Origin of the sequence: Streptococcus sp. HCA-5024, from assembly GCF_037890265.1 — a bacterium.
GTDB classification, from domain to species: Bacteria; Bacillota; Bacilli; order Lactobacillales; family Streptococcaceae; genus Streptococcus; species Streptococcus lingualis.
Genome location: NZ_JBBKBR010000003.1, coordinates 37890 through 52051, shown reverse-complemented (window position 1 = coordinate 52051; position 14162 = coordinate 37890). Strand labels below are relative to the sequence as shown.

The 14162-nt window shown below is 44.5% G+C and carries 8 protein-coding genes; all 8 read left to right on the top strand.

Features of this window, described 5'->3' with window-relative positions; all coding sequences use genetic code 11:
- The first annotated feature begins 29 nt into the window (after nucleotides 1-29).
- The 8 genes from WKT08_RS06015 (at nucleotide 30) to WKT08_RS05980 (ending at nucleotide 14086) form a co-directional block, all read left to right on the top strand.
- Nucleotides 30-1412 (top strand): TrkH family potassium uptake protein, encoded by a 1383-nt coding sequence (locus WKT08_RS06015; RefSeq protein ID WP_009731619.1) that lies wholly within the window; start codon nucleotides 30-32, stop codon nucleotides 1410-1412.
- A gap of 9 nt (nucleotides 1413-1421) precedes the next feature.
- The gene (locus WKT08_RS06010) at nucleotides 1422-2087 is read left to right on the top strand and encodes a potassium channel family protein (RefSeq protein ID WP_340280785.1); all 666 of its coding nucleotides are present in this window, start codon (nucleotides 1422-1424) and stop codon (nucleotides 2085-2087) included.
- 122 nt (nucleotides 2088-2209) lie between these two features.
- A complete protein-coding gene (locus tag WKT08_RS06005) occupies nucleotides 2210-2968 on the top strand; it encodes a CPBP family intramembrane glutamic endopeptidase (RefSeq protein WP_340280783.1) in 759 nt (252 codons plus the stop codon).
- 147 nt (nucleotides 2969-3115) lie between these two features.
- Nucleotides 3116-5347, top strand: coding sequence for a glycoside hydrolase family 31 protein (locus WKT08_RS06000; protein WP_340280781.1), 2232 nt, complete (start codon nucleotides 3116-3118; stop codon nucleotides 5345-5347).
- 68 nt (nucleotides 5348-5415) lie between these two features.
- Entirely contained in the window at nucleotides 5416-7023 is a 1608-nt protein-coding gene (locus WKT08_RS05995; protein ID WP_125826578.1) for an alpha-glucosidase, read from the top strand.
- Between the two features lie 755 nt (nucleotides 7024-7778).
- Nucleotides 7779-10028, top strand: coding sequence for a 5-methyltetrahydropteroyltriglutamate--homocysteine S-methyltransferase (gene metE, locus WKT08_RS05990; RefSeq protein WP_125826577.1), 2250 nt, complete (start codon nucleotides 7779-7781; stop codon nucleotides 10026-10028).
- Nucleotides 10029-10141: 113 nt separating this feature from the next.
- Entirely contained in the window at nucleotides 10142-11017 is an 876-nt protein-coding gene (metF, locus tag WKT08_RS05985) for a methylenetetrahydrofolate reductase [NAD(P)H] (RefSeq protein WP_003008657.1), read from the top strand.
- Nucleotides 11018-11149: 132 nt separating this feature from the next.
- Nucleotides 11150-14086 carry an AAA family ATPase gene (locus WKT08_RS05980; RefSeq protein ID WP_340280777.1) on the top strand — a complete coding sequence of 979 codons (2937 nt, stop codon included), beginning with the start codon at nucleotides 11150-11152 and terminating at the stop codon, nucleotides 14084-14086.
- Nucleotides 14087-14162 lie beyond the last annotated feature (76 nt).

The window sequence follows — 14162 nt, the reverse complement described above, 5'->3', positions numbered from 1 at the left end:
TTTTCACCTTTTTATGATACAATGAAGCTATGTTAGTCAAATTATTTTTTAAACAATGGCAGGCCAAAATTAAAAGCCTGTCTCCGGCAAGGCGAATCTTTCTCAGCTTTGCCTTGGTTATCCTGGTGGGCTCCCTCTTATTGAGTCTGCCTTTTGTCCAGCAAGCAATCTCAAAAGCAGGTTATGTCGACCACCTTTTTACAGCAGTCTCCATGGTCTGTGTGACAGGGCTCTTTACCCAATCAGTAGCTTCGACCTATAATGGTTGGGGGCAATTGATTTGTATGCTCTTGATTCAGATTGGTGGCCTGGGGATCTTGACCTTTATCGGTCTCTTCTTTATGGAAGGTCGCCAAAAGCTTAGCTACAAGGACCGACAGACCATCCGGGACAGCTTTAGCTTTAGCAATAACCAGAGCTTGGCCCGTTTTGTCCGTTCTATTTTCATTACCACCTTTACCATCGAAGGACTGGGGGCCTTGCTCCTCATGATTCGCTTCATTCCTCGATTTGGTTGGGGCCATGGAATCTTTAACTCTATCTTTGTTGCGGTCTCGGCCTTTTGTAATGCGGGCTTTGATAATTTTGGGGGCGATAGTATGATGAGCTTCCAGACCGATTGGTTGGTCAATATGACCTTATCTGCCCTTATTATTACTGGGGGCTTGGGCTTCATGGTCTGGTTTGACCTGGCTACCAAGGCCCGTAATCAATCAGGACGGCGGACTCTTCGCTTCCATACCAAGGTGGTTCTCTGGTTAACAGCTGCGATCCTTCTCTTTGGGACAGTAACCAGTCTCTTGACCGAGTTTAATAATCCAGCAACGATTGGGTCCCTTCCATTAGGAGAGAAGATCTTGGTCAGCTTCTTCCAAACTGTCAGTATGCGGACAGCTGGTTTTGCATCCTTAGATTATACAGCAGTCCGGCCAGTGACGCTCTTCGTCTATCTCTTGCAGATGTTTTTAGGTGGAGCACCGGGTGGGACAGCAGGGGGCATGAAGATCACCACCTTCCTGGTCCTCTTGCTCCTGGCTCGGAAGGAACTATTGGGGCTACCACATACCAATTTAGGAAAACGTACCATTTCACCAGACATTGTTCAACGTTCCTTTGGGACGGCGGTGATTTTCCAGTTGACCTTCTTAGTGGGTCTATTAGGAATCTGTTTGGTGACGCCGGATGGCCAACGCTTTATTTATTTGGTCTTTGAGGTGGTATCCGCTCTAGCGACAGTAGGCGTGACAGCCAATGTGACCTCGACCTTAAATGGGGCGGGACTAGCCATTATTATGGTCCTCATGTTTATCGGACGGATTGGTCCTTTGACCCTTATGGTCAGTTTGAACAATTACCAAGCCAAGAAAGCAGATACCTTGCAGTATGCCAAGGCAGACATCATTATCGGATAGGAGAAACTCATGGCGAATCGAACCATTGGAATTTTAGGATTGGGAATTTTTGGACAGAGTGTCCTGAAAACCTTACAGGATCAGGATGTGGATATTATTGCAATTGACGATCACGCAGATGTGATCAACCAATATGAATCCATGATTACGACTGGAATTGTTGGAGACATTACAGAAATGGACCTCCTGGATGCGGCAGATATTGGAAACTGTGACACAGTCGTGATTGCGACAGGTGAAAACCTGGAGTCCAGTGTCCTAGCTGTCATGCACTGTAAGGCATTGGGCGTCGAGCACGTCATTGCTAAGGTCAAGAATGAAGTGACCAAGGAAGTTCTTGAGAAGATTGGGGCTGATCTGGTCATCCTGCCGGAGGTAGAAGCAGGCATGTCCCTCGCTAAAATGATCCTTTTCCAACACCGGATTGAAGTTTTCCAGTTGGATGATGAGGTGGTCGTGGTTGAGTTTACCGTTCCATCTGCCTGGGTTGGAAAGAGTATTCGAGAGTTGGCGGTCAGAGACCAGTATCAACTCAATATCATTGGCTATCGAGATGCAGAAGAGCAGCCCCTGCGGAGCCAGTTAGGACCAGATTTTGTATGGCCAGCGGAGGTACGCGTGATGGCAGTGACGGACAACCAATATCTGGATAGAATCCAAGATTTGTTAGACTAATTGTGTAATGGAAACGGCCGAAAGGTCGTTTTTTTCCTCTCTAGGTTAACTCTTCTTTAAGCAATGATTGCTAAAGTAAGAGAAACAAAAACACTTCCATTGTGGGAATAGAAGGATGAAAGATGATATTTTTTAACAGAATACGACCCAAACAGCCCTTAAAAGAGCTCAAATGGTTTGATATTGGCATTGTGACGGCCATTCTCTTTGGGCAATTCATTGTCCGCTCGACCCAGCTGTTTTTAGCCAGTTTTCAGCCAGTCGCGCAGACTGCAGTAGCCACAAGCAGTAGCAGTACTGCAAGTGAAGGAGCTGCTTATTCCAGCAATATGACCCTGCAATTGATCTTGCTGGCTCTAGCCCTTCTTTACTTGCTGCTCCGTCGCTTTGATTTTAAACAATTGCCGATCCGCTTCAAGTGGTCCACCTTGATCTGGGTGCCCCTGCTCTTTGCAGCGATGGGACTTTTTGGAGATGTGATCTCAACGGTTTCGGGTGAATACAATTACCTAAGTCCGAGTCTTTGGCCTTTTATCGATCCTATGCAGATCCTCCATAAGTTCATGGCTTTGAGTCCCATGGCAATTGCTTATGGTTTGCTCAATGGATTTTATGAAGAATTTTTCTTTTTGGGCTTAATGACTTCGGTAAGTGAGAAGAACAAGTGGAAGGCACTGGCCTTTTCAACCCTGATCCGTTTTTCTTTCCACACCTATCAAGGGCTTCTCTGGGCCTTTGTGATTGGCGTCATTTATGGACTCTTTTATTACGTCATGTACAAGAAGGTCGTCAAGAATCTCTTGCCATTTTTCCTCATGCATGCCTTGGCAGATATGTTTGGCTCGAGTCTCATGTATCTCTTGATCAATTGGGGAAGTTGATCTTATAAAATTTTAGGAAAGGCTCTGTCAAGTGTTGACAGGCCTTTTTTTGAGTGCTATAGTAAAAACGTAAGCGTTTACCTAGTGAGGCGAAGCAGATGAAAAGAGGGCGAGTCAGATGCCCTATAAAAAGAGGAGGACAGACAAATGGCAGGACCAGTCATAGAGGGAGAAAACTATCGAATCTCCGTATTAACGGAATCCTTGGTGCGCTTGGAATACTCAGAGGATGGTGTTTTTGAGGATGGCCAGACGCAAGTTGTGCAAAATCGTGATTTTGGACCTGTTGCCTGTGAGGTTGTGGAGACAGAAGCTGTTCTCGACCTTCATACGGAGCATCTCCACCTCCATTTTGAAAAGGGACCTTTTACACCGGATCGGCTTTTTATCGAGCTCAAGGGTCAGTATGCAGTCTATGGGAGCCGGTGGCACTATGGAGATCAGCCGGAGACCTTAAAGGGGACCAGTCGGACGCTTGACGAGGTCGATGGAGCTATGGAGTTGGAAGATGGGATCTTGAGCAAGGCCGGCTATGCTCTTTTGGACGATTCCAATTCCTACTTGTATGATGTCGAAAGCGGATTTAGAGCACGGCCATGTCCAGAAGTGGATCTGTATTTCTTCGGTTATGGGCGCGATTATCTAGGTGCCTTGAAAGATTTTTACCATCTGACGGGACAACCACCCCTCTTGCCACGTTATGCTCTGGGAAACTGGTGGAGTCGGTATTGGCCTTATACTAGTCAGGAGTACACAGATTTGATGGATCGTTTCAAAGCAGAAGGGGTGCCTTTAGCTGTTAGTGTGATCGATATGGACTGGCACAAGACAGCGATTCCTGCTCGCTTTGGAAGTGGTTGGACGGGCTATAGTTGGAACCGGGACTTGATCCCTGATCCAGCTGCCTTCTTACATGGTCTTCATGAGCGTGGTTTAAAGGTGACCTTAAATGTCCATCCAGCAGATGGCATTCGCGCCTTCGAAGATGCTTATCCCATGGTCGCAAAACGCTTGGGACTGGATGCAGAAAAAGAAGAAGCGGCTAGCTTTGACTTTTATAGTCCAGCTTTTCGCGAAGCTTATTTTGAAGATGTCCACCATCCTTTGGAAGATCAAGGAGTGGACTTTTGGTGGATTGATTGGCAGCAAGGTAGTCATGGCAAGATGGATCCCCTTTGGTTGTTAAATCACTATCATTATCTAGACAATTGTCGAAAAGGCCAAGCTGGTCTCATCTTATCGCGTTATGGGGGTCCTGGTAGCCATCGGTATCCGATCGGTTTTTCAGGGGACACTATTGTGACTTGGGAATCCCTAGCCTTTCAACCCTATTTTACTAGCACAGCTTCCAATATCGGCTACACCTGGTGGAGTCACGATATCGGTGGCCATATGCGGGGCTACTATGATGAAGACTTGGCTCTTCGCTGGTTGCAGTTTGGGGTTTTTAGCCCGATCAATCGTCTTCATAGTTCTTGTAATGCCTTTAACAGTAAGGAACCGTGGTTTTACTCGTCTGAGACCTGTCGCTTGATGAAGCAGTATTTGCGCCTGCGCCATAGCTTACTGCCTTATCTCTACACCATGAATGTTGCGACGCACGAAGAAGGGCTACCCTTGGTTCAACCCCTCTATTACCACTACCCAAATGAAGAAGAGGCTTATGAAGCGAAGAATCAATATTTCTTTGGCAGTGAACTCATGGTGGCGCCAATTACCGAAGCGCTGGATCCGGTCTTTCATAGTGCTTCTGTGAGCGTTTGGTTCCCAGACGGCGTTTGGTATGATTTCTTCCATGATTGGAAGTATGAAGGAAGAGGCAAGCTCACGGTCTTTAGGACCAGCCAGGATATTCCAGTCTTTGCACGTGCGGGAGCTATCATCCCTATGGATGCACAAGCACAGACAGGAGTGGACCTTCCAGAAATGCTGGACTGGCATCTCTTCCCAGGTGACAATCGTTCCTTCGTACTCGTCGAAGGAGAAGGAGCTAGCAAGGTTGAAACCCGCCTAACAGTCGATTGGGATGAAAGAAAGATTAGTCTGGATTTAACAGGTGATCTAGCCTTGCTTCCTGAAAAGAGACAGCACCGTTTCTTGCTCCATACCTTTGAGACGGACCCTATCATAGTGGACAATCACAGTCAGGAGATTGCGATGGGAGAGCTGCAATCGCGTCCGATTGCCAAAGAAGATCGGATGTTTGAGCTCTTAAAATCTGCCAACCTGGCCTACGATAGGAAAAATGAATTATTTGCGGCTTGTTCAAGAGCCAAGGATTGGAAACAGTTGATGAAGGTCATCACGCCTTTGGAGGAAGGCTTGCGCCAACGTCTCTTTGAAGTGATTTATTCCAGTGAAGAGAATGAAGACTTGTAAATTCTTGCAATTTCACCCCTATTTTTGTATGATGAAAGTGATTTCACAATCATAAAGGAGAAGAAAAAATGGAACAAAAATGGTGGCATAATGCCGTAATTTACCAAGTTTATCCAAAAAGTTTCAAGGATAGTAAGGGCGATGGCATCGGGGATCTCAAGGGGATCACGAGCAAGCTAGACTATCTGGAAAAGCTTGGGATTACAGCCATCTGGCTCTCACCAGTCTACAAGAGTCCTATGGATGATAACGGCTATGACATCTCGGATTACGAGGATATTGCCTCCATCTTTGGTACCATGGAAGATATGGAAGAATTGATCGCAGAAGGTCAGAAACGCAAGATCAAAATCATCATGGACTTGGTGGTCAACCATACCTCTGATGAGCATGCTTGGTTTATCGAGGCGCGTGAAAACCCAGACAGTCCAAAGCGGGATTTCTATATTTGGCGCGATGAGCCCAATGGCATTATTTCAGCTTTTAGTGGCTCTGCTTGGGAGTTCGATGAAGCTTCAGGCCAATACTACCTACATAACTTTAGTAAGAAGCAACCAGACCTCAACTGGGAAAATGAGGAGCTTCGCCATCAGATCTATGACATGATGAATTTCTGGATTGACAAGGGAATTGGTGGCTTCCGTATGGATGTGATCGATATGATCGGTAAGATCCCAGATCAGGAAATCATTAGCAATGGTCCCATGCTCCATCCTTACTTGAAGGAAATGAATCAAGCGACCTTTGGCGATAAGGATCTGCTCACAGTGGGAGAAACTTGGGGAGCAACTCCAGAGATTGCCAAGCAATACTCCAATCCAAAAAATCAAGAATTGTCCATGGTTTTCCAATTTGAACACATTGGCCTTCAATACCAACCGGGTCAACCAAAGTGGCACTACGCGAAGGAATTGGATGTGCCTAAATTGAAGGAAATTTTCACCAAGTGGCAGACGGAATTAGGAGAAGAGGAAGGCTGGAATTCCCTCTTTTGGGACAACCACGATTTGCCACGGATTGTGTCAACTTGGGGGGATGATGGCGACTACCGTGTCAAATCTGCCAAGGCTTTAGCGATTCTGCTTCACTTGATGAAGGGAACTCCTTATATCTATCAAGGGGAAGAAATCGGGATGACCAATTTTCCATTTAAGAGCCTTGAGGACGTAGAAGATATTGAGTCGATCAACTATGCTCATGAAGCCTTAGAAAAAGGGGTTCCGCTCGAAGTGATCATGGATCAAATCCGCCATATTGGTCGGGACAATGCCCGGACACCGATGCAGTGGAATGATGAAGCAGAAGCTGGCTTTACGACAGGTCGTCCATGGCTTGCGGTCAACCCAAACTACAAAGAGATCAATGTAGAGGCTGCCCTAGCAGATCCAGACTCTATTTTCTATACCTACCAAGCCCTCATTGCTTTGAGAAAAGAGTACCCTTGGCTTGTGACCGCTGATTATGAATTGGTGGACGCAACAGACAAGGTTTTTGCCTACAAGCGGGTAGAAGGAGAGCAAGCCTATCTGGTGGTTGTCAATCTCTCCAGTCAAGAGCAAGAGTTACCGCTCGTCAATGGGGTTGAAGAGGTTCTCATTGCCAATACCAAGGTAGAACAAGTCCTCGAATCAGGCAAGTTGGCCCCTTGGGATGCCTTCTGTGTTAAATTAGCCTAATGAAGCAAATGAAAAAATAGGGGAAATTACTTCCTCGTAGAAGCAGGTCTTTCTCGATAGAGAAGGCCTGTCAGAATGAGGACGAAGTCATCTAAAAAACTTTCCTTAGGTGAGTACGGACGTCAGCGAACTTCTACGAAGTTCCAAGACTAAATCAAGATACTAAGGGCGTCTGCGGATAAAGTCAAAATAGGAAGTTTGACGCAGAATCTTTTGATTCTAGAAAAACTTATCTTTTTGACACAATCCGCAGCCCGTGTTCAATTTTTATTGAGCCCCTTCGCTCTTTAATTTCTGGGCTCAGGCTAAAACAGTTTCCCAAACTGTTTTACTCTCAATAATTCCGAGTGCTAGAAACAATAGTGTTTCTAGCACTTTTCTCACGGCGGAAAGTTTCACTAGATGATAGAATCATTCTAACGAATACATTTTTATAGAATTTCTTAGATTTGTAAACAGAAGCAATTTGTTTATGCTTGCACAGGTCTTTCTCAGTAGAGAAGGCCTTCTTTAGTTTTTAGGGGCTGTTCTTCTAGCAGAATCCGCTCAAAATCCGCTCAGAAATGGTTCAGGGACGCTTGGGCTATAGGAAATCTTTATAAGAAGTCCTAGTTTTTGCTTTTAATCTCTGGTCTCAAGGCCCATTAAATCCGTGTTATAGTTTTTGGCTATATCAAAATTCGTGTAAAAGCAATTATACAAGACGGCTATCTTCTGATATGATAGTGTCAATTAGAATTTTTGGAGGACACAACATGTCAACTACAATTATCGGTTTCCCACGTTTGGGTGAATTCCGTGAATTAAAATTTACAACTGAAAAATACTTTAGAAAAGAAATCTCAGCAGACGAGCTCTTGGCAGCTGCTAAAGACTTGCGTGCTAAACATTGGAATATCGTTAAAGAACAAGGCATCTCAGAGATTCCTTCAAATGACTTCTCACATTACGACAATTTCCTTGATGCAGCCTTCCTTTTCAACGTCGTGCCTGCATCTGTTCAAAACTTGGATTTGACAGACCTTGAACAATACTTCGCTTTGGCGCGTGGTTACCAAGGTGAAAAAGGGGATGTCCGTGCCCTTCCAATGAAAAAATGGTTCAACACCAACTACCATTACATCGTTCCTAAATTTGAAAAAACAACAGAAGTGAAATTGGCTGGTCACAAGATTTTTGATGAGTATCAAGAAGCCAAAGAATTGGGGATCAACACTCGTCCAGTAGTGGTTGGACCATTCACTTTCCTTCAATTATCTGACTTTGAAGATGGTGTGAAAGCTGAAGACTTCGTCGACAGCCTGGTTGCTGCTTACCAAGAAGTCTTTGCTAAATTGGCTGAGCTTGGTGCGACTCGTATTCAACTCGATGAGCCAGCTCTTGTTAAAGATTTGACAGCCGAAGAAAAAGCTCTCTTCTTGAACCTCTACAACAAACTCTTGGCTGACAAGAAAGGTCTTGAAGTCTTGATCCAAACTTACTTTGGTGATGTTCGTGATGTCTACAAAGACCTTGTAAACTTGCCAGTAGATGGTATCGGTCTTGACTTTGTTGAAGGGAAGAAAACGCTTGAATTGGTGAAAGGTGGCTTCCCAGCTGATAAGACCCTTTATGCTGGTATTGTCAATGGGAAAAACATCTGGCGTAACAACTACGAGAAGAGTCTTGCAATTCTTGAACAAGTTCCAGCTGAAAAGGTTGTCTTGACGACTTCTTGCTCCCTTCTTCATGTGCCATTTACAACGGCTAACGAAGATTTTGAACCAGCTATTTTGAACCACTTCGCCTTTGCGGTTGAAAAATTGGGTGAATTACGTGACTTGGATGCCATCCGCAATGGTCAAGGAGCAGAAGCTCTTGCTGCCAACAAAGAACTCTTTGCAACAGAACGCGTTGGAGCAAATGCTGAACTTCATGCTCGCATCGCAGCTTTGACAGAAGCAGACTACACTCGCTTGCCAGCCTTTGCAGAACGGGAAGAAATCCAAAAAGAAGCCTTCAAGCTTCCAGCACTTCCAACCACTACCATTGGTTCATTCCCTCAAACTAAGGAAGTACGTGCCAAACGTTTGGCCTTCCGTAAGGGTGAATTGACTCAAGAAGAATATGATGCCTTCCTTGCTGAAACGATCGACGAATGGATCAAATGGCAAGAAGAAGTTGGATTTGACGTACTTGTACACGGTGAATTCGAGCGGAACGACATGGTTGAGTACTTCGGTCAAAACTTGTCTGGTTACCTCTTCTCTAAAAACGGTTGGGTACAATCATACGGTATGCGTGGGGTGAAACCACCAATCATCTGGGGAGATGTGACTCGTCTCAACCCAATCACAGTGAAATGGTCTAGCTACGCACAAAGCCGTACAGACAAACCTGTTAAAGGTATGTTGACTGGGCCTGTGACCATTCTTAACTGGTCATTCCCACGTGAAGACATCTCTATCAAGGATTCTACTCTTCAAATCGCTCTTGCTATCAAGGATGAAGTTCTTGACCTTGAAGCTGCAGGCGTGAAAATCATCCAAATCGACGAAGCTGCTCTTCGTGAAAAATTGCCACTTCGTCGTAGCGACTGGTACGAAGATTACCTTGACTGGGCGATTCCAGCCTTCCGTTTGGTACACTCAACTGTAGCTCCAGATACCCAAATCCACACTCACATGTGTTACTCAGAATTTACAGATATCATCCCAGCGATCGACAACTTGGATGCGGACGTTATCTCATTTGAGGCTAGCCGTTCAAACCTTGAAATCTTGGACGAACTCAAAGCGAAAAACTTCCAAACAGAAGTTGGACCTGGGGTTTACGATATCCACTCACCACGTGTCCCACAAGACGGTGAAATTGATCACACTATCGAAGCGATCTTGGCCAAAGTACCAAGTGGCAAAGTTTGGATCAACCCTGACTGTGGTTTGAAGACTCGCGGAATTAAAGAAACAAAAGAAAGCTTGATCAAGCTGGTTAATGCCGCTAAAGAAGCGCGTGAACACTTGTAAGAAATGTTTCGAGGACCTTCTATCATCGTGTAGAGGGTTTTCGAATCGTTCCCTTATCCTAGAAATAGTGGCTCAGAGTTCTTGATCAAAGAAACAAAAGAAAAGGATAGAATATGTCACAACACACACCGTCTCTGTCATTTGAAGTTTTTCCTCCAAATCCTGAAGTAGGCAATGCCAAGCTCTTACGTGCCTTGGCAAATATGCAGGAGTTAGCCCCTCACTTCATTAGTGTGACCGCTAGCAATAATAAATACAATATCAAAGAGACGACGGTTGCTTTAGCCAATTACATTCAAAATGAATTGTCTATTCCGACAATTGCTCACTTGCCGGCCGTCTATTTGAGCAAGGAAAAAGTGGCCGATACTCTTCATGAGTTAGATGAAGTAGGAGTTCATCGGATTTTGGCTCTGCGTGGGGATATTATCCCTGGTGTGGAACCTTTAAAAGACTTTCGTTATGCAACGGATCTGATTGAATTTATTAAAACAGAAGCGCCCCATTTTGAGGTAATTGGTGCCTGCTATCCTGAGGGACATCCAGATTCTCCAAACCAAATTTCAGATATTCAAAATCTTAAAAAGAAGGTAGATGCAGGGTGCTCTAGCTTGGTCACTCAACTTTTCTTTGACAATGAGCGTTTCTATGATTTTCAAGATAAGTGTACCTTGGCTGGGATCAATGTTCCTATTCATGCAGGAGTGATGCCGATTCTCAATCGCAATCAGGCCCTTCGCCTCCTTAAGACTTGTGAAAATGTTCATATCCCACGGAAGTTTAAAGCGATTTTAGACAAGTATGAGCATGATCCAAAGTCACTCAGAGCAGCAGGACTTGCCTATGCAGTCGATCAAATCGTTGATTTGGTCACTCAAGATGTGGCAGGTGTCCATCTTTACACCATGAACAATGAAGATGTCGCTTACCACGTCTACCAAGCAACAAAGGCTTTATTTGCTCATCAACCGAATTTTGAAGTGAATTAATCAACACTTTTAGTAGGAAGTGTAGAGATTGAGAAAGAATCGTTCTCAGTCTCTTTTTATTTGGATAAATTACTTGCTAAAAGCCAACTTTTTTTTTATAGTATTAATATGAAGTTTTTGGAGGCGCTTGCAATGAAGAAAGATCTCACGTTAAAGTTATTTGGACCCCCTAAGGTTGTTTTCAATCAGAAAGATATTCGGTTTTCTTTCTCGAAGATGGAGGCCTTGCTTTATTACTTGGCAGTCATGGGCCAGGTCAACCGAGATGAAATCGCCGGTATTCTTTGGGGAGATAAGGAAAACCAAGTAGCTCGCAAAAACTTACGAAATACGGTTTATCAAGCCAATAAAATCTTTGAAGGAGATATCATTGTCTCGCCAAGTCGGAGCAGTTTGGCCCTTAATCCTGACTTGAATCTTTCGCTGGATGTTCAGCTCTTTGAAAGAGATCCACTAAGTGCCTTGGATCTCTATCAGGGAGACTTTCTAGAGGGCTTCTATGTCAAGGATGATGAAGACTTTGATCAGTGGGCTTCTCGCAAACGAGATGCTTATAGGAAGCTCTATGTCGAAAGTTGCTATCAAAAAATTGAGCAGGTCGGTTTTGCAGATCCTAGTATAGAACTCTTGCTCCATCATTTGGTAGAGCTGGATGAATTTGAAGAGAAAAACTACCAGCTCTTGATGGAGTATTATAGCTTCCATCATCAGCTAGGAAAATTTTTTGAGACCTATTATAAGCTAGTCGATTTATTGGATCGCGAGCTTAGTGTGCGTCCCAGTCGAGCGATTGAGGAACTTTATCACTCCGTTTTGGAAGCCAAACGAACTCATAAACTGACCAATCGCTTGAATATCCGTGAACTTTCCTTTTTTGGTCGGAAACAAGAACTCTCGCAACTCGAGGAATACCTTTCCTTAGTCGAGACGGGTGAGGCGGTAGGTCCTTTTCTCGTGATGGGGCAATCTGGAACAGGTAAAAAACGTCTGTTGCGGCAGTTGGTCTTGATGTCCAATCGCAGTTTTAACTTTATCAAGGTGGAAGGAAAAGCTACCAGTCAGCGCTATGAAGGAAGCGCCTGGAATGATCTCAGACAAGCGCTAGAGAAAATGGGGGATGAGATGGGAATTTCCCTTCTGGAAGAGGAGGATGATCTCATTTCGGTATGGAATCAGCTTCAGAGCCTTAGCAAAGAAAAACCGCTCCTGATCCTGCTTGAAAACGCCCAGTGGTTCGATGCAGTGTCTCTAGAAAAAGTGAAACAACTAGAGGAGCGAAGAAACCAGGAGAAATGGCAACTGATTTTTACAGCTGAAGAGCCTCTGCCAGCTTTCTTCGTCAACTTCTTGGGGAGCTTAAAGGTAGAGAAACGGCTGTCTCAACTAGAGTTGACCAATTTTGATCCTAGTGAAAGTCGTGCTCTCTTGAAAGGGGAACTGGGAGCAATAGAGCCGGCAGTGATGGAGCAGATGGTCGAATGGAGTGAAGGCAGTCCGTTCTTGCTGTCCAGCTATATCGAAGAGTGGAAAGAAAATGAAAATTTAGAGCCCTTGCCGGATATCATTCAAGCTTATCTTTCTCAGGAACTCGGGGACATGAGCAGTGAGGAAGAGGCCCTTCTACACTACCTATCTTGTTTTCATAAGCCAATTTCTCTGTCTATCTTGGCAGAATTGACGGCTACAGAGCTTCCTGTTTTGACAGAATTAATTGAGCCTTTATCTGAAAGAGCGATCGTCTCAATTGTAGAAGAAGGAGAGGCTCTCTTGGTTCAATTTTGCAAGCAATTGGTAGCCATGTACTTTTACCATCTTCTTTCGCCAGCTAGACGGCGGCTCTTCCACCAACAAATTGCGCAAAAATTGGAAGAAACTTTAGAAGATTCGACGGACCTTCTTCTTTATAAGGAAATTGCCTACCAATACAAGCGATCGCAAAATCTTTTGCGTTCCTTATCTTTTGAGTTGACCTATTTAGAAGAAATCCTTCAGCTGGAGCATGAGCTGTTTCCGATTTATTCCAAGGTAGATGAGGGGTTCCTATCAGATGGTACAAATAGCCATTTGGACATTTTTGGAGAGCTATCCCGCATTCGCCAAGAATTAGATAACCTCTTTTCAAGGCACCAAAGAGATAGAGAATACAAGTATTTGCAACTGCGTTACTTGTACCTAGAAGGTCGCTATTTTATTCGAAGTGGGGAGTATCAAAAGGGGATTCATGATATCCAAAAAGTCATCTCCTATGCGCGGGAACTCAAACAGTCAGACTTCCTCTTAGAGGGTTATCGGCAAATTATTTATTATTGCATTCAAACGGAGAATATCTCTGAGATGGCCTATTATACAGATTTGGCTCTGGAAGATGCTATCCAAGCCAATAATCATGAGGTCATCGCGATCCAGTTGCGTTTGAAAGGCTTGTATCACCTGATGGTTGGGGATGAGGAGCAGGCGACCCGGCATTTGTATCGCTCCATTGATTGCTTTAGTTTGACCAATAGCATGCAGGCCAAGTATGCCATTCAAATTGCAGCTTCTTTGGCCTACCTCGCTGAAATCGAGCAAGTGAGAGGCCATTTCCAAGTAGCGGTCACACACTTAGAAGAGGTTCTGCGTTTAGTGGGAGATCAAGCTGTTGATTCCGTCCGTGTCGTCTTTGATATTGATCTTGGGATCGCCTATTATTGGAAGGGAGATTTGATCCAAGCTCGCCGCTGTTTTGACAGAGCTCAGAAGATTTTGTCCAGTGTTCGTTTCCCTTGGAAGGAAGAATTGCTCGAATTTTACCAATCCTTGATTGCTTGTCAGCAAGGGGATCAGGAGAAGGTTGCGGCTTATCTGGCTCGGAAAGAAAGGACGATGAATCCATCTGCCAATTCGCGGGATAAGGGGATGGTTCATTATCTATTAGCTTTCTTATCTGATCAAAAGGAGAAAGGAGAAGAGCTCGCTCCTGCCCTGATCACCTTCTTGAAAGAAGATAAGAATTACTACAAGAAGGTGGCAGAGCAACACTTGAATCCCTACAGAGATCGTCAGTTTCTTAAGAAATTAAAAGACCTTTAGTGTCTCTTGCCTAAATCATAAGAGAAGGCTAAGTGGGCTGTCCTCCTTTCAGGCAAAGATCATTGTGCCTGAAAAT

Coding starts and splice junctions, on each gene's coding strand:
- WKT08_RS06015 (WP_009731619.1), top strand. CDS start 30: ATGTTAGTCAAATTATTTTTTAAACAATGGCAGGCCAAAATTAAAAGC.
- WKT08_RS06010 (WP_340280785.1), top strand. CDS start 1,422: ATGGCGAATCGAACCATTGGAATTTTAGGATTGGGAATTTTTGGACAG.
- WKT08_RS06005 (WP_340280783.1), top strand. CDS start 2,210: ATGATATTTTTTAACAGAATACGACCCAAACAGCCCTTAAAAGAGCTC.
- WKT08_RS06000 (WP_340280781.1), top strand. CDS start 3,116: ATGGCAGGACCAGTCATAGAGGGAGAAAACTATCGAATCTCCGTATTA.
- WKT08_RS05995 (WP_125826578.1), top strand. CDS start 5,416: ATGGAACAAAAATGGTGGCATAATGCCGTAATTTACCAAGTTTATCCA.
- metE (WP_125826577.1), top strand. CDS start 7,779: ATGTCAACTACAATTATCGGTTTCCCACGTTTGGGTGAATTCCGTGAA.
- metF (WP_003008657.1), top strand. CDS start 10,142: ATGTCACAACACACACCGTCTCTGTCATTTGAAGTTTTTCCTCCAAAT.
- WKT08_RS05980 (WP_340280777.1), top strand. CDS start 11,150: ATGAAGAAAGATCTCACGTTAAAGTTATTTGGACCCCCTAAGGTTGTT.